The 19,136-nt window shown below is 46.2% G+C and carries 22 protein-coding genes; 18 read left to right on the top strand and 4 right to left on the bottom strand.

Going from position 1 to position 19,136, the window contains the following annotated elements:
* The 12 genes from IE070_RS09610 to IE070_RS09555 all read left to right on the top strand — a co-directional run bounded on the left by IE070_RS09610 (position 1) and on the right by IE070_RS09555 (position 9,984).
* Positions 1 to 720: an RNA polymerase sigma factor FliA gene (locus IE070_RS09610; protein WP_189482858.1), complete on the top strand. Its 720-nt coding sequence runs from the start codon at positions 1 to 3 to the stop codon at positions 718 to 720.
* Positions 721 to 762: 42 nt separating this feature from the next.
* The gene (gene cheY / locus IE070_RS09605) at positions 763 to 1,146 is read left to right on the top strand and encodes a chemotaxis response regulator CheY (protein WP_189482855.1); all 384 of its coding nucleotides are present in this window, start codon (positions 763 to 765) and stop codon (positions 1,144 to 1,146) included.
* Between the two features lie 25 nt (positions 1,147 to 1,171).
* Positions 1,172 to 1,924: a protein phosphatase CheZ gene (locus IE070_RS09600; protein WP_189482854.1), complete on the top strand. Its 753-nt coding sequence runs from the start codon at positions 1,172 to 1,174 to the stop codon at positions 1,922 to 1,924.
* 15 nt (positions 1,925 to 1,939) lie between these two features.
* Complete coding sequence (locus IE070_RS09595) at positions 1,940 to 4,126, top strand: chemotaxis protein CheA (protein WP_189482852.1); 2,187 nt, start codon at positions 1,940 to 1,942, stop codon at positions 4,124 to 4,126.
* 11 nt (positions 4,127 to 4,137) lie between these two features.
* Positions 4,138 to 5,313 (top strand): protein-glutamate methylesterase/protein-glutamine glutaminase, encoded by a 1,176-nt coding sequence (locus IE070_RS09590; RefSeq protein WP_189482851.1) that lies wholly within the window; start codon positions 4,138 to 4,140, stop codon positions 5,311 to 5,313.
* The gene (locus tag IE070_RS09585; RefSeq protein ID WP_189482848.1) at positions 5,306 to 6,049 is read left to right on the top strand and encodes a flagellar motor protein; all 744 of its coding nucleotides are present in this window, start codon (positions 5,306 to 5,308) and stop codon (positions 6,047 to 6,049) included. Before IE070_RS09590 ends, IE070_RS09585 begins: the two co-directional genes overlap by 8 nt.
* Positions 6,050 to 6,052: 3 nt before the next feature.
* Positions 6,053 to 7,018 carry a flagellar motor protein MotB gene (locus IE070_RS09580; RefSeq protein ID WP_189482846.1) on the top strand — a complete coding sequence of 322 codons (966 nt, stop codon included), beginning with the start codon at positions 6,053 to 6,055 and terminating at the stop codon, positions 7,016 to 7,018.
* A gap of 1 nt (position 7,019) precedes the next feature.
* Positions 7,020 to 7,796: a ParA family protein gene (locus tag IE070_RS09575; protein WP_189482843.1), complete on the top strand. Its 777-nt coding sequence runs from the start codon at positions 7,020 to 7,022 to the stop codon at positions 7,794 to 7,796.
* A 1-nt stretch (position 7,797) separates the two neighbouring features.
* Positions 7,798 to 8,640, top strand: coding sequence for a chemotaxis protein CheW (locus IE070_RS09570; protein ID WP_189482841.1), 843 nt, complete (start codon positions 7,798 to 7,800; stop codon positions 8,638 to 8,640).
* Between the two features lie 26 nt (positions 8,641 to 8,666).
* Positions 8,667 to 9,161 (top strand): chemotaxis protein CheW, encoded by a 495-nt coding sequence (locus IE070_RS09565; RefSeq protein WP_189482839.1) that lies wholly within the window; start codon positions 8,667 to 8,669, stop codon positions 9,159 to 9,161.
* Complete coding sequence (locus IE070_RS09560) at positions 9,161 to 9,598, top strand: DUF2802 domain-containing protein (RefSeq protein WP_189482837.1); 438 nt, start codon at positions 9,161 to 9,163, stop codon at positions 9,596 to 9,598. Before IE070_RS09565 ends, IE070_RS09560 begins: the two co-directional genes overlap by 1 nt.
* Before the next feature lie 77 nt (positions 9,599 to 9,675).
* Entirely contained in the window at positions 9,676 to 9,984 is a 309-nt protein-coding gene (locus IE070_RS09555) for an EscU/YscU/HrcU family type III secretion system export apparatus switch protein (protein ID WP_373296959.1), read from the top strand.
* Positions 9,985 to 9,988: 4 nt separating this feature from the next.
* Here the strand turns inward: IE070_RS09555 and IE070_RS09550 are convergent, their stop codons facing one another.
* The 3 genes from IE070_RS09550 to IE070_RS09540 all read right to left on the bottom strand — a co-directional run bounded on the left by IE070_RS09550 (position 9,989) and on the right by IE070_RS09540 (position 13,855).
* Positions 9,989 to 11,002: an MJ1255/VC2487 family glycosyltransferase gene (locus IE070_RS09550; RefSeq protein WP_189482833.1), complete on the bottom strand. Its 1,014-nt coding sequence runs from the start codon at positions 11,000 to 11,002 to the stop codon at positions 9,989 to 9,991.
* A gap of 13 nt (positions 11,003 to 11,015) precedes the next feature.
* The gene (locus tag IE070_RS09545; RefSeq protein ID WP_189482831.1) at positions 11,016 to 11,609 is read right to left on the bottom strand and encodes a thymidine kinase; all 594 of its coding nucleotides are present in this window, start codon (positions 11,607 to 11,609) and stop codon (positions 11,016 to 11,018) included.
* A 185-nt stretch (positions 11,610 to 11,794) separates the two neighbouring features.
* Positions 11,795 to 13,855 carry a site-specific recombinase gene (locus IE070_RS09540; protein ID WP_189482829.1) on the bottom strand — a complete coding sequence of 687 codons (2,061 nt, stop codon included), beginning with the start codon at positions 13,853 to 13,855 and terminating at the stop codon, positions 11,795 to 11,797.
* A 263-nt stretch (positions 13,856 to 14,118) separates the two neighbouring features.
* On the opposite strand from IE070_RS09540, the gene IE070_RS09535 reads away from it, so the two are divergent.
* From IE070_RS09535 to IE070_RS09515, 5 genes are all read left to right on the top strand, one after another.
* Complete coding sequence (locus tag IE070_RS09535; protein ID WP_189482828.1) at positions 14,119 to 14,535, top strand: MAPEG family protein; 417 nt, start codon at positions 14,119 to 14,121, stop codon at positions 14,533 to 14,535.
* Positions 14,536 to 14,598: 63 nt separating this feature from the next.
* Positions 14,599 to 15,249 carry an energy transducer TonB gene (locus IE070_RS09530; protein ID WP_189482826.1) on the top strand — a complete coding sequence of 217 codons (651 nt, stop codon included), beginning with the start codon at positions 14,599 to 14,601 and terminating at the stop codon, positions 15,247 to 15,249.
* Between the two features lie 26 nt (positions 15,250 to 15,275).
* Positions 15,276 to 15,851, top strand: a complete 576-nt coding sequence (locus IE070_RS09525) for an RNA polymerase sigma factor (protein ID WP_189482824.1) — start codon at positions 15,276 to 15,278, stop codon at positions 15,849 to 15,851.
* Positions 15,844 to 16,503, top strand: coding sequence for a hypothetical protein (locus tag IE070_RS09520; protein ID WP_189482822.1), 660 nt, complete (start codon positions 15,844 to 15,846; stop codon positions 16,501 to 16,503). The genes IE070_RS09525 and IE070_RS09520 overlap by 8 nt, the downstream gene beginning before the upstream one ends.
* 72 nt (positions 16,504 to 16,575) lie before the next feature.
* On the top strand, positions 16,576 to 17,790 hold the full coding sequence (locus IE070_RS09515; RefSeq protein ID WP_189482820.1) for a serine hydrolase domain-containing protein: 1,215 nt from the start codon (positions 16,576 to 16,578) through the stop codon (positions 17,788 to 17,790).
* Positions 17,791 to 17,816: 26 nt separating this feature from the next.
* Here the strand turns inward: IE070_RS09515 and rlmA are convergent, their stop codons facing one another.
* On the bottom strand, positions 17,817 to 18,629 hold the full coding sequence (rlmA, locus tag IE070_RS09510; RefSeq protein ID WP_189482818.1) for a 23S rRNA (guanine(745)-N(1))-methyltransferase: 813 nt from the start codon (positions 18,627 to 18,629) through the stop codon (positions 17,817 to 17,819).
* Positions 18,630 to 18,780: 151 nt separating this feature from the next.
* On the opposite strand from rlmA, the gene IE070_RS09505 reads away from it, so the two are divergent.
* The gene (locus IE070_RS09505; RefSeq protein ID WP_189482817.1) at positions 18,781 to 19,110 is read left to right on the top strand and encodes a DUF440 family protein; all 330 of its coding nucleotides are present in this window, start codon (positions 18,781 to 18,783) and stop codon (positions 19,108 to 19,110) included.
* Positions 19,111 to 19,136 lie beyond the last annotated feature (26 nt).

Below are 19,136 nucleotides of genomic sequence, written 5' to 3'. Positions count from 1 at the left end.
GTGAACAGCAAGCTGGCCGCTTATGGTGGTATAGATCACATGCAACAACTAGTGGAGCGACATGCCCCGCTAGTTAAACGTATTGCCTATCATTTACTGGCACGTCTGCCAGCCAGTGTGCAAGTGGACGATTTGATACAATCGGGCATGATTGGTTTAATTGAAGCCGCGAAAAATTTTGATGGTGGAAAAGGCGCGAGTTTTGAAACCTTTGCAGGTATTCGTATTCGCGGCTCTATGCTGGATGAAATACGCCGTGGCGATTGGACGCCACGATCTGTTCACAGAAATGCGAGATTAATCGCTGATACCATTGCCGAATTGGAAGCTGAGCTGGGTCGTGATGTAAAAGATTATGAAGTTGCAGAAAAACTTGCTATATCATTAGATGAATATCATCATATGTTAAGTGATGTAAGTTCAGGTCGTATTATTGGTATTGAAGATCTTGGCATCTCTGAAGATGTGTTGGTCACCGCAGATGATGTCGATACCGATCAGCTTTATCAGCAGCAAGCGAATGATGCCTTTAACGACACCTTGGCAAAAACCATTAGTAGTTTGCCCGAACGCGAAGCATTAGTTCTGTCACTGTATTATAATGATGAATTAAATTTAAAAGAGATTGGGGCGGTACTGGATGTCAGTGAGTCCCGTATCAGTCAGATTCATAGTCAGGCATTGGTGCGGTTAAAAGCCCGAATGCAGGCTTGGTTGTAATGTATCCTAAATGCTGGGATGACTTGCTCTTCGGAGGGGACTTTGGATAAAAATATGAAAATTCTCGTGGTCGATGATTTTTCGACAATGAGACGCATCATCAAAAACCTGTTACGTGATCTTGGGTTTACCAATATTTCAGAAGCGGATGACGGTAGTACGGCATTGCCTATGCTACAAAATGGCGATTTTGATTTTGTGGTAACCGACTGGAACATGCCCGGTATGCAAGGGATCGATTTACTGCGGGCAATTCGTGCTGATGCGAAGCTTAAGCACATTCCAGTACTTATGGTTACTGCCGAGGCAAAGAAAGAACAAATTATTGCTGCGGCGCAAGCGGGCGTAAATGGTTATATCGTTAAACCCTTTACTGCTGCCACTCTACAGGAAAAACTGGCTAAAGTATTTGAGCGGCTTGGTTAAGCCGCCTTATAAAAGGAGTTAAGCCATGCCTGCATCTTCGGCACCATTAATTACGCTTGAACAAGCTAAGGAGCTCGTTCAACTGCTAGAGATGGGCGAGCAAGACATTGCCAATCAATTAGTGCAACAGCTCGGATTACCCGGTTCGACAGAGCTCTTCGCCGAAGTTGGCAAGCTTACCCGACAACTACACGACTCGCTTAATAATTTCCAACTTGATCCCTCTTTAAACAATATTATCCAAGAAGATATTCCTGACGCTAAAAAGCGTCTTAATCATGTTATTGATATGACAGAGCAAGCTGCAAACCGCACAATGGATGCGGTTGAGTCGTGCTTACCCATTGCAGATAGTATTAGCGGTCAATTACACACCTTAATGCCACAATGGCAAAAACTGATGACCCGTGATCTAGCGCTGGGAGAATTCAAAACACTTTGCCATGGCATAGACGGTTTTTTACAACACACTGTGGCCGAGTCAGCACGATTAAATAACCTATTAACTGACGTATTGATGGCACAGGATTATCAAGATCTTACGGGTCAGATTTTACGGCGTGTAATTGAGTTAGTGCGTGAGGTTGAAGAAAGTTTAATTGGTTTGTTAACTGCGTTTGGTAATGCTAATCCTAAAGTACTTGAACAAAAATCAGTGAAAAGCAAACCCAAAACTGCGGTAACAGCTGAAGGCCCAATTATTGATGCTGCTGAGCGCAATGATGTGGTAACTGGCCAAGACGACGTTGACGATTTACTGTCGAGCTTAGGTTTTTAACAGAGGTGTCTGCAGATGAGTTTTGATATGGATGAAGATATTCTTCAGGATTTTCTGGTGGAAGCCGGCGAAATTTTGGAGCTGTTACAAGAGCAGCTGGTTGAGCTGGAGAATAATCCACAAGATGCGGCCCTGTTAAATGCCATTTTTCGTGGCTTTCACACGGTTAAAGGTGGTGCCGGCTTCTTATCCTTAACTGAACTTGTTGATGCCTGCCATGGTGCAGAAAACGTTTTTGATATCTTGCGCACGGGTAAACGCAGTATCACGTCTGAATTAATGGATACCATTTTGCAATCGCTCGATGCGATTAACGAAATGTTTAACGAAGTTAAGGCGAAACAGCCGTTGACACCGGCTGCGCCAGAGCTTCTTGCTGCTTTACATCATTACAGTGAGCCAGAGGTGGCAGGTGAAGTGGCGCCAGGGGCAACAAAAGCTCCCGAGCCCACACCTGTTGTGGTTCAAGCTGCGGCGCCTGCTGCTGCTGCGCCAGCCGCAACTTCATCTTCATCTGAGGATGTTGGTAGCATAACTGAAGATGAATTTGAGCGTATGCTCGATGAATTACATGGCAGCAAAGCGCCTGGACAGAATGCCAAGGTGGTTGCTACTCCGCCTGCCGCCAGCACGGCAGCAAGCGATGATATTACCGATGATGAATTTGAAGCCATTTTAGATCAGTTGCATGGCAAAGGTGGCTTTAAAACCGAACCTGTTGCAACACCAGCACCCACTACTGCCACGCCAGCAGCAACAGCGCCTGCGCCAACTGCTGCATCTAATAATGATGAAATTTCTGATGATGAGTTTGAAGCATTATTGGATCAATTACACGGTAAAGGGCAAGCCCCAGTTGTGGCTGCTAAACCCGATAATGAACGTGCAACGCCACCTGCGCCGGTTGCGGCACCGGCTTCAATACCAGCAAAAGCGACTGAAACCCCCGTTATGCCTGCTGCGGCAGACAAAGCTGGTGCAGCAAATGCCGTTGTTGCAGAAACAACCGTTAGGGTCGACACCAAGCGTCTTGATCAGATCATGAACATGGTAGGCGAATTGGTGCTCGTGCGTAACCGATTGGTTAGTTTATCAGGCACGGCGCAAAATGAAGAGATGAACAAAGCCATTGCTAACCTAGATGTCGTGACGGCGGATATTCAGGGTGCGGTGATGAAAACCCGCATGCAGCCCATCAAAAAAGTATTTGGTCGCTTCCCACGTGTTGTGCGCGATTTAGCGCGGGCATTAAAGAAAGACATTGATTTGGTGCTAGAAGGCGAAGAAACCGATTTAGATAAAAACTTAGTAGAGGCCCTAGCGGATCCATTAGTGCACTTAGTGCGCAACTCGGTAGATCACGGTATTGAATTACCTGATATACGACAAGCCGCAGGCAAACCACGTACGGGTATTGTTAAGCTTGCCGCGACGCAAGCAGGCGATCATATCTTGTTAACCATCCAAGATGATGGTGCCGGTATGGATCCTGAAAAACTGAAAAATATTGCGATTAAACGCGGTGTTATTGATCACGACATGGCCGCCAGAATGTCGGATACGGATGCTTTTAACTTGATATTTGCACCGGGCTTTTCGACCAAAGAACAAATTTCTGATATTTCAGGCCGTGGTGTGGGTATGGATGTGGTGAAAACCAAAATTACCCAGCTCAATGGAACAGTGCATATCAGCTCTAAATTGGGTGAAGGCACACTGCTCGAAATTAAAGTGCCGTTGACCTTGGCAATATTACCAACCTTAATGGTCATGGTGGGCAAACAAACGTTTGCGCTTCCCCTTGCAGGCGTAAACGAGATATTCCACCTCGATTTGGCAAAATGCAATATTGTTGATGGACAGTTAACCATTGTGGTTCGCAATAAAGCCATTCCGCTGTTTTATTTAGAGCATTGGCTAGTAAAAGGCTCGGATAAAAAGCTACGCAAAGAGCAGGGGCATGTGGTTATTGTGCAAATTGGAACGCAGCAAGTCGGCTTTGTGGTGGATCAATTAATTGGCCAAGAAGAAGTGGTTATCAAAGCGTTAGATGCGCTATTGCAAGGAACACCTGGCATGGCGGGCGCAACAATAACCTCTGATGGCGGCATTGCGCTGATTCTCGATGTGCCTAATTTGTTAAAACATTATGCCAAAAAATCGAAAATTAAACTTGAGCAGTTTAAGAAATTACATGGTTAAGCGAGTAATGCATGGCAATTAAAGTATTGATTGTAGACGATTCCAGTTTTTTTCGGCGGCGCTTAACCGAGATACTGTCGGCAGATCCCGAACTGGACGTTATCGATACCGCCAATAATGGCCGCGAAGCCGTTGATAAAGCACTGGCGCTAAAGCCGGATGTCATTACCATGGACATCGAGATGCCGATTTTAGATGGCATTTCCGCGGTACGTGAAATCATGAAAGTGCAGCGGATTCCAATTTTAATGTTCTCTTCATTAACGCACGAAGGCGCGAAAGCCACCTTAGATGCGCTTGATGCGGGAGCGGTAGATTTTTTACCGAAAAAATTTGAAGATATTGCGCGTGACAAACATGAAGCCGCTGACGTGTTGCGGGAACGTGTGCGAGCTGTTGCTCGGCGCCGGCCATTAGGCCGCAGTACCTTTAGCAGTTCGGCATTGGCTCGCAGTACCAGCAGTGTAACCACCCGCTCAGCGAGCGACACTGTGCGTGCCCTTGCAGAAGGAAATAAATCGTTAACTGCACGCAGTATGTTAGAGCGGCCAAAGCTCTCAGAACGGGCCCCGATGTCTGTTCGTAGTAGTTCTATCGCCAGCGGTAAAGAGTACAAACTGGTTGCGATTGGTACCTCTACAGGAGGTCCAGTGGCGTTGCAGCGAATTCTCACGGCGTTACCAGCGACCTTCCCATTACCTATTATTTTAATTCAGCATATGCCGGCAGCCTTTACCGGCGCTTTTGCCCAGCGTTTAAATACCTTATCGCAAATTGAAATTAAAGAAGCGGAAGATAATGATTTACTGCGCCCTGGCGTGGCGTATCTCGCTCCTGGCGGCAAGCAAATGCTGGTTGAAGGAACTGAAGGCCAAGCTAGACTGCGTATCAAAGAAGACGATTCACCGCGCATAACGTTTAAACCCAGTGTTGATATTACCTTCGCGACAGCGGCCAGAGTATTTAACGATAAAGTGCTGGCTATCGTGTTAACGGGTATGGGCTCGGATGGACGCGAAGGGGCGCGGTTGCTTAAACAACAAGGCGCCACGGTGTGGGCGCAAGACGAAGCCAGCTGCGTGGTGTATGGTATGCCTCAAGCTATTGCTGCTGCGGGTCTAATGGACGCCGAAGTCAGTCTTAACGATGTCGCCAGTAAAATACTCGTGGAATTAAAGCATGGATAAATTGGCAATAAGTGGCTTTTTACTGGCAATTGTCGCCGTGGTTGGCGGCTTTATGCTGGAAGGCGGCAGTCTCACCACGTTATTGCATTTACCTGCTTTTATTATTGTGTTTGGCGGCACGCTTGGCGCAGTGATGTTACAAACCCCCTTTAGCCAGTTCAGTTTAGGCATGTCGATGTTGCCTTGGGTATTTCGGCCTAAAAGCTTGCCAGTACAACACACCCTGACACGGATAGTGGAATGGGGTAATTCTGCGCGAGCAAACGGTTTTTTATCTTTAGAATCGGCGGCATTACAAGAATCTGATCCCTTTTTGCATCGGGGATTAAATTTATTAGTCGATGGCGCAGAAATCCCTGTGTTACAAAATACCTTAGACGCTGAGCTTAGTCTGGAACGTGAGCGTTTACTTAGAGGTGCAAGAATTTTTGATGCCATGGGAGGGTACAGCCCGACAATTGGCATCATTGGCGCGGTACTAGGCTTAATTCAAGCAATGAGCAATATTAATGATCCTGACTTATTGGGTTTAGGTATTGCGACAGCTTTTGTGGCCACAATTTATGGCGTAGGCTTAGCGAATTTACTGTTTATTCCTGTGGGTAATAAATTAAAAAATTTGGTGCAGCAGCAAAGCCTTTATCATGAACTAATTATTGAAGGGCTAGTATCGATAGCGCAGGGACAAAATCCTCGCACTATTGAAAGTAAACTGGCTGCCTATCGGCCGGCCTAAACTATGTATCGGCATCGACGAACCCAGCAGCAACCTGAACGAGAAGAACTGGATCGTTGGTTAGTTTCTTATGCCGACTATATGACGCTGATGTTTGCCTTGTTTGTTGTGTTATATGCCTTGTCGTTAGTGAAGAATGAAGAATTTAGTGTGCTCACTGAATCGTTAACGAAGGTGTTTGATAAACCTGCTCAAAAGGCTACGGGTGCGCGCGATGTGAGTGTGCTGCCACAGAGTGAGCGGCAAAGTGAGTTTGAATTATACGGCACCGCTTTGCAGCAAGCTAAAGGGCCTGAAGTCGTCGCGGATGCCACTACGCTATCGGATGTTCGTCAACAATTCTTGGGCAGCCCATTGCAATCGGTTGAAGTTGAACTGACGCGTTCATTAAGCAATCTTATTGAACAAGGGGTGGCGAAATTACGGCAAGAAGATGATTGGCTGATAATAGAATTAAACAGTGGTTTACTGTTTGCTTCTGGCAGCGCATCTGCCACCGCATCCGCAAGCACGGTATTACAAGAAATTAGTAAAATCATTAACCCTATCAACAATTTTCTGCGCGTACGTGGCTATACTGATAATGTGCCGATCAGTAATGAATTATTTTCGTCGAATTGGGAATTGTCTGTGGCCAGAGCAACGTCGGTATTACGGCTTCTCGAAAGTTTAGGTACGCCATCACATCGCATGGCGGTGGAAGGATTTGGTCAATTTTATCCCAGCGCAGATAATAGCACAGCAGCGGGGCGGGCTGAAAATCGCAAGGTTGTGATTGCCGTATCCCGCTTCGGTTATCGGCCAATGCCGCCAACAAATACTGAGCCGGTATCGTCTACCGAGCAACAATTACGACAAGTTACCCAAGCCGATGGTTCTATCCAAGTGATCTCGCTACCAGGGGGCGGTATTCGTATTACAACGCGTCAAGATAATACTGATGCGTTGCCAGAGAGACAGGATCCCTAACGTGGTTATTTGGACAATTGCAAATCAAAAAGGCGGTGTGGGTAAAACGACCACGACCGTAACGCTGGGGGGGCTCCTTGCAGAGCGCGGCTATCGTGTATTATTAGTCGATACCGATCCTCATGCGTCATTAACGTATTATTTTGGTATCGACGCCGAAGAGCTCGAAGTGAGCGTGTACGATATTTTTATTCGGGGTAAAGACATTACTCGCGAGCAGATTCTGCAATCGCTTTGTCCCAGTACGGCTGAACGCCTAGATATTTTACCGGCATCTATGTCGTTAGCAACCTTAGATCGCTCCATGGGAAATAAAGGCGGCATGGGGCTTATTATAAAAAAAGCGCTGAAGTTGATTGCTAAAGACTATGATTATGTTCTGATAGATTGTCCACCGGTAATGGGGGTATTGATGGTCAATGCCTTAGCGGCCTGCCATAGGGTATTGATCCCAGTGCAAACCGAGTTCTTGGCGCTAAAAGGGTTAGAACGGATGATTGCTACCATGGCGTTGATGCGTAGCTCGCAGCAACATTTAGCCTTTACCATTATTCCCACTATGTATGATAAACGGACGCGGGCGTCACTAGAGGCCTATAAAGAACTCAAAGCAAAATACCAAGATAGGGTGTGGTCAGCTGTTGTCCCAGTGGATACAAAATTTCGAGATGCATCGTTGGCGCAAACGCCACCCAATGCCTTTGCCGGTGCATCTAGAGGCGTGTTTGCCTATAACACCTTATTAACGTACTTACTGCAATTGGCACCGGAAGGGTAGTATGAGCCATTTAATTGCCAGTCAGAAAGTGATCCAGCATTATCTTGCCGCGCTGCTGACAGAAGATGAGTCGCCAGAACCGGCTGTAAAGCCAGCATTAGCGGCTGAACGCAAAGCCGAATTAAATAAATTATTAGCGCAGGCGGTGCCTGTAGCCGCGCCTGCAGTGGTGTCGCCTGTTATCGCGCTTAAAGAAACGCCTAAGCCAGTTGTACCCAAGGTTGCACCGAAAGTTGCGCCAGCGCCAACCTTAAGCAAATTAGTGGAAATTGCCGCCAGAGCCTCTCTAGAGGAACTTCAGGGTAGCTCGGCCCCTGCAATATTGCAGCGTGATATCCCGATTGCGCAGCGTTTAGCTGAACCTTCGCCTGTGGCAACGGTTGCGGAAAAAAGCTATCGACACGGCCGTTTTCAAGCATTGTTTTTTAGTGTAGCCGGTCTTAAAGTAGCCGTGCCCCTCACCGAGTTAGGAGGGATCCACGAATTAGGTGATATCAATACCTTATTTGGTAAACCGCGTTGGTTTAAAGGTGTTATGCTACATAAAGCGCAAAAGTATAATGTGGTTGATACTGCGCGTTGGGTTATGCCAGAAAAATATGACGCTATTGTCGAACAAGGGTTACACTATCAATACCTTGTGTTACTGGGGGCCAGTAATTGGGGCCTCTGTTGTGAAACCCTAATAGATACGATTACGCTTGAACCCGAGCAAATTAAGTGGCGAGAACAGGAAGGAAAACGGCCTTGGATGGCAGGCTTAATTAAAGAACATATGTGTGTATTAGTTGATGTTGATGCGCTGATAGACTTACTCAGTCGCGGCCTTGATATCAACGCCTGAACAGGCAGACCAATGAGGAGCTGTAGATGAGTAATAAATTTTCGCAGACGGCAGATAAAAACCAGGCCGCTGATCAGGTGTTGCAATGGGTTACCTTTCGCTTGCAGGAAGAAACCTACGGTATAAATGTAATGCAGGTACAGGAAGTGCTACGTTACTCAGAAATTGCACCCGTTCCAGGGTCTCCTGAATATGTGTTAGGCATTATTAATTTGCGAGGTAATGTAGTAACGGTGATTGATACTCGGGCGCGTTTTGGTTTGCCGCCAGCAGAAGTTACTGATAACACCCGGGTTGTCATTATTGAAGCCGAAAAACAAGTCATTGGTATTTTGGTCGACAGCGTGGCCGAAGTGGTGTACTTAAAACAATCTGAAGTGGATGTGGCGCCTAATGTTGGTACAGACGAAAGTGCCCGCTTTATTCAGGGCGTGGCTAACCGCGAAGGTGAGCTACTAATCTTAGTTGATCTGAACAAACTGCTCAATGATGATGAGTGGGATGACATTAGTAGTATCTAATGCAAAATTCTAGTGAGTTTGTGTGGTTGGCTATCGCTGCGGTATTTTTACTGGGTGTCCTGCTATTGGTGTGGTGCACGATACAGTGGCGGAGTAATAAACAGCAGCTTGCGTTATTAAGCCAGCAACTGGAAACTAGCCAGCAGCAATGGGGCATAGCGCAAGCTGAAATCGAAGAATTGCGGGCAGGCGTCATTGGTGTTGGACAACGCGTGTTGGTGCTGCAAGAGCGTCAACAGGCGTTAGCTGCAGAGCTGGAGCAACTCGATGTGCAACAGCAGGCCATTGCGTTAAGTGATCCAGAAAGCAAAATTTACAGCCGCGCCATGAAAATGGTCGAGTTGGGTGCTGATTTAGAGGAGATCATCCGAGAATGCGAATTACCGCGCGCTGAGGCTGAACTCCTTTTTAATTTGCATCAGCAAAAATCGCGCTAATATCTATGCAATATGATGAACCGTCATATCACTATAACGTGCATGATGAGGGTGCTAAGGCAACCAAAGATGCCGAAGTGGATGACCCATCCCCTGATAAAACCGCGACTGCGATAAAATATGATGGTCAAGCTGCGCCCGTTATTGTCGCTCAAGGTAGCGGGGCCGTTGCGGCTGAGATCATTGCACTGGCGCGTGCACATGGCGTATTAGTGCATGAAGACGCTGAGCTCACTAAATTACTCAGCCAATTACAACTGGGTGAGCAAATCCCTCGCGAGTTATACCTTATTATCGCCGAGCTCATTGCCTTCTCTTATGTCCTACAAGGAAAGTTTCCCGAGAATTGGCATAATATTCATCAACGCATCGATTTAAAAACCTAGCAAACTACCATAACGACGCCACTAATTTTTGCCTTTGATCTGGCGTATCTTGCAGTAACCAGCGACAAATAGCGGCTGCAACATCGGGATAACTCACCTGGTTAAAGGGCCCCGCTTGGGCTAACCACTTTGCAATAACGGCGGTACTCAACGTATCCGTTCGACTGGCGAGATTAAGGCGCGTCAGTGCTAGTGCATTGGACTGTTGTTCCATTTGGCCTTGTAACGGCTTCACGAGAATGTGTTTATTGAGCTGAAGTGCTTCGCTTATCAGCTCGAATCCTGCATTGCTTAATACCGCGTGACTTTGCAGTAAATCGTTTTTAAAGGCGTTTAGAGAGGGCGGTTGCGTGCGAATATGCCCTAATTCTGCGTTGGCAAGTCCTGGGCCATAAACAGAAAACTGGTAATCAGTTAACGGCGCTAACACGCTTAGAACCTGCTGTTGATCTTCAAAAGGTAAATACACTAATACCCGGTCGGATTGCACTGGCTTACTGCTTACCGGTAAATCAATGATCGGGGGTAAAATAGGTTGTTCAAAATGGTGCCAATGTAAGCCTAAGCTGTAATTCGCTGGGGCAAAATGGCGGAAAATAGCCCGACTTAACAGGTTGGCGTTTTCCATCGGAATAGCATGTAAAAAAGCATACTGATGACCTATCGCAATACAGGTTTTCCCTTGGCGTTTTGCTGCCCAGGCGCTAATCGGTTCAAAATCGGTTAGCACCAGATCATAAGATTGCAGATCCAGCGTCGTGATATCGTGCCATAAAGTCGACAACCGTGCGCGTTTGGCACTTTGCCAGTAATTGACCTTACCAGCCTCAGTTACGAACGTTAGCCCTTGGCGTAGTTGATAATCGCCAAATTGTTGCATATCAAAAAATTGATCTTGAGGGCGGCCAGAAAAAAGAAAATCTACGCTTACGCCAGCCTGACGAAATTGTTTCTCCATGGCTCGAGCTCGGCTGATATGCCCATTTCCTGTTGCCTGAACGCCATAAAGGATCCGCATTAATTTACTCCGTTTAGTCTAGCGCGGGATGTTTCCATACCAGCGCTTTAAAATGTTGACGGCACATAGAGACATAGCTTTCATTACCGCCTATTTGTACTTGCGATCCCGCCGTTGCCGCGTGTCCATGCTCATCTAATCGCACAACAAAGTTGGCTTTTCTACCACAATGACAGATAGTTTTTAGCTCGATCAATTTGTCAGCCCAAGCCAGTAAGGCTTGGCTGCCTGCAAAGGTTTCACCAAGGAAATCGGTTCTAAGGCCAAAAGCCAAAACCGGAATACCCAAATTATCTACCACGTCTGTCAGCTGTTTTACCTGCGTTTTACTTAAAAACTGTGCTTCATCTAAGAGTACACAATCGAGTCGTCCCTGCTGTTTTAAGTTTGATACATGTGCCACAAAGTCAAAATCCGCATCAAAAATATAGGCATCCATAGCGATACCGATACGTGAACTGACCTTGCCTAACCCATAGCGGTTATCTAGCGCCGCCGTGTAAATGGCCACAGTCATCCCCCGTTCCTGATAGTTATATGCACTTTGTAATAACGAGGTCGATTTACCTGCGTTCATTGCTGAATAATAGAAATACAATTGCGCCATCGATGATGCCCCTTAAGATGTGATGGCACAGTATATCGCAAAAATATAACGGGTTAAGATGACAGTAGTAAGACAATTGACAATATCCGCTTGCAGGTGTGCGGTATGTCTGTTTTGAAAGAATAATGCAAGTTAGATAGCTTAAATGCGGCTACCTTTACGGGTAACCGCAGTGAGGCAAAGTGTTAAGGTGTGTTTAGTGGATCTTTTGTCGGCTCGGTACTTTTATTGTTCGTATCATCCGGCTTTTTTTGGGGGGTAGGCGCTTTTTGCGATGTTACCACCGGGAAAAAAACCGATAAGGGGTGTTGCTTAACTTGCTCGACAACACTTTTCAAGAGTAATGAAAACTTACCGATGCGTGTACCTCTAGCGCGCAGTGCAATGGTCAACGCTAAGGTAAAGCTGACCCACAAATTAACAAAGCCAATCATCAGCACTAATACCAGATAGAACAAAAAGCTAAAAATGCCTAAATCACCGCTGACAGTGCTGTATCCCAAGTTGGCTGAAGCAAAAGCCACATGTCGAATATCCAAGGGTAAGCCAAGCAAATAGCCAATATAGCCGGTCATACCCAACAGCATGCCAAAAATAAAATTACCGGCTAGCGCACCATAATTATCATGCCAATAATTAGCAAAGGCTTTGCGTGCACGATCGGGGAGCAACTTTTTCAGTAAGGGATGATGATACAGCCGGATCCTAAAATCTAAATAGTTAGCGCGGTTTTCAAAAAAACCAGCAATAATGCCTGAGCAAAATAGCCACACGCCCGCGATGGCTGCAAAAAATAACGAGCCATGCCAAGGTGATATGGCTTTGAGCTGGTAGGACACCGCTTCTGCTGACAACAGTGCTTCGCCTTGCCAAAACCACACACCTAGGGCAATGAGCGAGGCGGTAAGTACCGCGATACTGACATTACCCCACACCGCTGCCCATTGTGAGCGATTTACGTCGAGTAACAAGGTGGCAAGTTTTTTATGCGCCGCCCGACCATTTTCACCTTTTTCAACTTCAGCAGCAAAACTGGCCGCTGTCATAGCCGGCTGTTTAGTCGCAACCGTTAACCCAAGTATATGAATCAGAACAAAGCCCAAGCCATAATTTAAACTCACTAATAGCGCATTGGTAAAGGGACTTAAGGCTAAACTTTCAATGTGAATTTTTAATAATGCCATACAGGCAATAATGATCCCTGCGCCCGCTGCAGAAGCCATTAAGCCAAAAAATTGACTTTTATCGCGGGTAATATAGTGCTCACCGTGGCTGCTTTTATTCACACTGATACTTTTTGATAGTAACTGTGTACTGCTGCGCCATAGTGCTCGCACGCTTTTTTTCTCGCGGCTGGTTTCTAATAATTGTTCGCTCAAGTGTAAGCTGAGTTGACGCAGATCTGCGTCATGTTCAGCGGTGACTAACGTAACTAATTGTTCAATGCGGCTTAAGGTTTGCTCTAAGCGTTCGAGTAAGTGTGCAACAGCAACGGTGCTCCCTGCTGCAGCGGCTCTGCGCCTTAATTGATCGACCTGCTCATAACACTGGGCCATCATCACATGATAATGTGCACAATCATACAGGGGCTCGTCGGGATCCTGTTGTCGTTTTCTCGTATGAATAACCAGAATGTTTAGCTCGCGGTGCAAGGCAATAAAAGCAGAATCAATGTTATTGAGGCGTTTATCCAAACGCATTAAATCCGGTTCCATTTCTTCTGCTGCAATCCACACACTGAGCATTTCTAACGCACACAAGGCCTCTTCATGCAGATGCGCCACAAAACGCTGTAGCGGTTCGGGTGAGGCAACACTTAAAAAGTATTCACTAAAACTGGCAAAGACACTTTGTCCTTCCACTGACTCTTCATCTGTAAAGGGCATGGCTTTAAAGATATCGGCTAATACGTCTTTAAGCTCAGTGATATCTCTGGGAGCGGGCATCACTTTTTCATATAAACGGCTTGAGAGTTCTCGAAAAAAACCACGGCGCGAAAATACGCCTAAACTCACCAGCGCCGGGTAGAGATGTACTTTGCAGAGCCAGTTAAATAGGGTATCGGCAATCTGCTTGCCTTCGTTTGGATGTTGTTGCAATGTTTCAAGCAGCTTTTTCGCTCGTTTATTGCGCTCAAAGCTAAAGCGCGATTCGTGCAGCCAACTGACCAACTGTTTGGTAAGGCTTAAGCCGTCTTGTTCCGTGGCTAAAGCACGAACCAACATCAACGCGTTTAATTTATCCATCGATACCTCAGGGTGTTACGCAGGCCCAGCATGAAAACTGTTATGTTCCAAGAACATGATGCTGGGCAATGAATTTTGCAGTAGTGCTATAGGTGTTTTCATCTAATTAAGGGCATACTAGCGCGGTTAGTATACTCAAACAATGATCAGATGTGGCGTTTGCACGATATCCTGTCGCGGTTCTATCCCGGTTTTATTCCGGTTCTGTCGCGCTGATAGTGCGGCGACATGTTAAATCACCCAACCAGTAAGGAAAAATAATAATGGAAAAGTGGTTGTTACTCTCTGTTTTTGCCCAAGTCGTGTTAACCAGTGTGGTTATGGTATTGATGGGGCGGCGGCGTATTAAGGCCGCAAAAATGAAGCAGATCAGCGTTGCGGCATTTCAAACGATGAATTTAACCGGTGCCAGTGAGCAGGTAATTGCTACAGGTCGTAATTTTGACAATCAATTTCAAATGCCCATGCTTTATATTGCCAGCGTGCTGTTTATCTTGCAGCTTGGATTGGCTGATCTCGCCTTCGTGATATTGGGAGGACTTTTTGTGGCCCTGCGCTACTGGCATACTTTTATCCATATAGGCAGCAACGTGCTCCGTGCGCGTTTTCGCGTTTTTCTGTTAGGGTGTTTGGTCCTTTGGATCATTTGGATCCGTTTATTAGTATTAGCATTTTTATAATTTTTTTAACCCCATAACGTTGGGTCAAACGTCTAATGTATATCCCCTTACGACAGGAGTATCATGATGATAATGGCCCAAACAGTTACCCCCTCTTTATTACAATCAGGCGTATTACGCTTTTTGATCAGCACGCTGCTAGCGATTCTGATAACTTTTAGTTTGTTTGCATTAATGAAATGGTTTATTACCCCCATAGACGATGCGTTAGTGAAAATTGAACGTGAGCTACCCAGAGTTGAATTATTTGAGCCGCCGCAAGAGACGCCGCCTGAAATTCGCAATTTGGTACCGCCACCGCCGGCACTGACGCCGCCACCTAATACCCTGCTACAAAGTGATCCTAGCGACAGCATCACAGGCGTTGATTTGGGTAAATGGCAGCCTGATATGGGGATCACGTTGGATGGACCGCAGCCCATGGCTAATTTAACCAATAACATGGCTACGCCTTTAGTAAGGGTAGAGCCACGGTTTCCAATTGATGCCGCCCGAAAGGGGATCAGTGGTTGGGTCAGGTTACGTTTTAGTATTGATGAAAGTGGCAGTGTATATGATATTAAAGTCATCGAGGCGGAGCCCAGAAATATATTTGATCGTGAAGCGGTTAGCGCCTTACGGCGGTGGAAATATCAGCCACAATTACAGGATGGAAAACCATTAAAGCAAACTGATCTGCAGGTGCAGCTGGATTTTCAGCTAGCGGAGCAATAATGCGACAGCCGGTATAAGGATAGAGTATGGCATTGGCTTTTTTGTTTAGTGGACGCTTGGGGAAAGCGTCCTCTGCTGAAGCGTTACTGGCCCAGTTTACGCGAAGCGGAAAACCGGGCTATATGGCGCAACTTGTAGAGCAATGCGGCCCAGATTTGTATTATTTTTTAGTAAAACAATCGGATGCCAAAATGGCAGAAGACGTGAGTCAGCAAACATGGCTAAAAGTGATTGAACAACACCAGCGCTTTGCCGGCGGCGCAAGCTTCAAAACCTGGCTATTCACCATAGGTCGGCATACGTTGGTTGATGAGATGCGACGTCAACAACGTTGGCAGACGATTGAATGGGACGACCATATTAGCGAAAGTGCAGACACCGAGGTTTGGCAAAAGGTGGCTCAGCATCAGCAGCAAATGGCGTTTGATGCGCATTTGACGCTATTACCTTTCGTGCAGCGTGAAGCCTTGATTTTGCAATTAGAGGGGTTTTCGCTGGCCGATATTGCCCTTATCACTGGGCAGCCTCAAGAAACTATTAAAAGCCGCCTGCGTTATGCACGGCAATTTTTGCAGCAATTTTGCGGAGTCGATCATGACTAAGCCAACACCCCCCAATTTTACGCCCACAACGTCCAAGCTGGATGCCCAAGAGCAAAGGTTAAAACAGGCCTATGCGGACAGTAAAGCACAGCATCCTTTACCTGCAGCCCTTAAAGCCAAGTTGTTACAGCAGGTTAATCAGCGATCCGCATTTCCATTTTCGTGGCCATTGCAAGCATGGTTTCGTCAAGCTCAATTCGTGCTTGGCAGTATATGCTTAGCCATATTGGGTTTTTTGTTGTTGCAACCCGTTAGCATCCCGTCTTATCACATTGCCATTACCTATCAAAACCAGCCGTCGGAAAGGGAGAACCACCGTTTAACGATGCGTTCGCTTCCTGCGGTGGTGGCTCAGTTTTCTAATGACGAACAGCAACAACGTTATCAACAGATGGTGGCTGCACAGCGCGATATAAGTCAATTTCATGCAGAATATGGCGTGTTACAAAAAGTACAGCAAGAATGGCAAATTACGGTATGTGATAAGATTGCCGTAACGCTAGATGATGCCTTGTTGCAACAATTAAAAACGTTTGATGCGACGCCGTCAGTATGGCAAACACAGCAGCAAATTGCTTTTTATCGCGGGGCGCAAGGCCAATTAGTGGCGATAAAGCCAGCAGATAACGCCCAGCTGTGCCCAGTTAGTTGAAAAAAAACCGCTGCATTGCAATAATGCCTCGTCGTAGACACAAATGGGCTACTGTTGCCTAAGAGGGCTGTCGTGTTGTTAAGAGCAATATTATTCATCGGCGTGTTAAGCACGTTCTCCGTTCTAGCGAGGGACGTTACGCCTGCACAGATTGCTGATTTTAAGCAACACTTTGAAAAGTCATTGGCCGAGCAAAAGGTACCTGGTGCTGCTTACGCGATTGTTTACAAAGATAAAATTGTTAGTACCGGGGGATACGGTGTTAGAGAGGTGGGATCCAAAGCCCCTGTGGATGCCTATACGGTTTTTCGTATTGCGTCGGTTTCAAAAACTTTTGCCGGTGGCTTAGCCAGCATTTTAGCCGCTCAAGGCCATTTCAAATGGGATGAACCCGTAACCCGTTATTTGCCTGAGTTTTCATTTAAAACCCGCTCTTATAATAACAAATTGAAAGTAGAGCATTTATTGGCACAAAGCACCGGCGTTATTGCCAATGCCTACGACAATTTAATTGAAGCCAATTTAGAACCTGATCGTATTTTGCCGCAATTTAAAAAGTTAGATCCTCTGTGTAACCCAGGACAGTGCTACGGCTATCAAAATGTGCTATTTAGTTTAATTGAGCCCATCATGCAGCAAACAACCTCGCAAGATTATGCGAGCTTGCTGCAGCAAAATATTTTTACACCGTTAAAAATGCCAACGGCCTCGGTTGGTTTAGAAGGGTTTTTAAATAGCAAAAATCGGGCGTTACCGCATGTTAAAGCACGTGGAAAATGGCATTCACGCACGGTAAATGAAAGTTACTATCGTTTTGCCCCAGCCGCGGGGGTTAATGCCAGTGCTATTGATCTGGGGTTTTGGTTGATTGCGCAATTAGGCTACAACCCTGATGTGCTTTCGGAGGAGCATCTTAACCACATCACGCGTAAACGGGTGCGCACGGTAAGAGATACGCGGCGTCGTTTATGGCGTGAGCATTTGAAAGATGCGCATTACGGTTTAGGTTGGCGGGTATATCAATTTGGACAAGAGCAATTGATCTATCATGGCGGCTGGGTGCAGGGGTTTCGGGCTGAAATCGCGTATTCAAAAGATCGGGAACTGGGCTTAGTGTTGTTGTTAAATGCCGAGTCAAATGTGATTGCTGATATTAGCACGCGGTTTTGGTCAAACATGTTTACCGCCATGCAACAACAAGATAAAGCTGCCTTGCTGGCGCAGTGCCAGCCTGCGGCTAAAACAACAACCAGCACCGGCACAGCGCTAAAAGGGCCTAAGTGTTAAACGATAGCGATAACAGCCTTATTTAATTAAGGGCAAGGCTGTTTTGTGCCAAGTTGATATAGATCTAGGTAAAAATCACATTCGATGGCGGGCTTACTTTCGATAAATTGTGTTTTGGTAGCTGCGTTAAATTTCCAACCTAACGGTACCATCGTGAGCAGATGATCTAAATCCGCTGCGGTTAACTGATCTAAGGTAAAGCGTAGCTGCTTACGCTCACAATGCTGAAACCCAGCTAATTGCTCTATCGCATCACTATGCAGTTTTACGTGTGGGTAAATAGCCTGTTTTATTTGCACTAAATGTGCTGGAGCCGGCGTAACGGTAAGTAAGTACCCGCCCACGTTAAGAACCCGTTGTAGCTCACTGAGCAGAGATGGTGCATAAATTCGTACAATGGCATCAAACTGATCGGCGGCAAATGGCAGTTGATAAGCGCTCGCTACAGCAAAAGTGGCGTTAGGATAATGTTTTGCTGCATAGCGGATGGCTGCTTTGGAGATATCGATGCCATACAGTTGCTTAGGTGCTAATTGACGCTGCAAGATGCCGCTGTAGTAGCCTTCGCCACACCCTAAATCTAATATTTGCTGAGGATTGGCAGGCTGAAGCATAGTGGCCACCTCTTCTGCCACCCTTTGGTACCAACCCGCCTCTAAAAAAGCTCGGCGCGCTTGCATCATCTCGCTATTATCACCAGGATCTAACGATTTTTTTTGCTGCACTGGCAACAGATTAACATAACCTTCTTTTGCCACATCAAAGCTATGCTTGTTGGCACATTGATAGTGGCGGCTAGATAACGTTAGTGGTAACTGACAAAGCGGGCAAAGATACATAAGGCTTCCGAAACAAAAAGCCTATTGTATACGTAATTAGTACATGGATGCGACTTTCAGTTTTCGCTGCGGCGGGTTTTACCCAAAACAGCGTGCAAGCTTTCACTGCCAAGCCTTGTTATACTTAGGAGATATTATTAAGGGGAACCCTATGCACGAATTAGAACTATGGTCGTTAGATGAGTTATGTGATCATGCCTTTGATATTTTTGAAGAATTAGCAGTGGATAATTTGTCAGCAGCCGATTATCAGCTTTATCAACAAAATTATGAAACGCGAGGTTACGCCGATGTGGTGCCACCAGGTGAAGGCTGGGTAGATTTAGCCGCGCAAGAATTATCGCCTGAGCTGCATGTTGAAGTGCAAGTGGGTTTAACGGCTGAACCGGGAGCCGCAGATGTGGTGTTAGCCAGAATTTTGCTTAGTCGAGATAAAGAGGAAAGTTTGTGCCATGCGTTATGGCGCGGTCAGACGTTTTAACTATTTCAGGTTACGTGTGTAATTGG

The organism is Alishewanella tabrizica, from assembly GCF_014652375.1.
Taxonomy (GTDB): domain Bacteria; phylum Pseudomonadota; class Gammaproteobacteria; order Enterobacterales; family Alteromonadaceae; genus Alishewanella; species Alishewanella tabrizica.
This window is presented reverse-complemented; position numbering and strand designations above follow the sequence as displayed.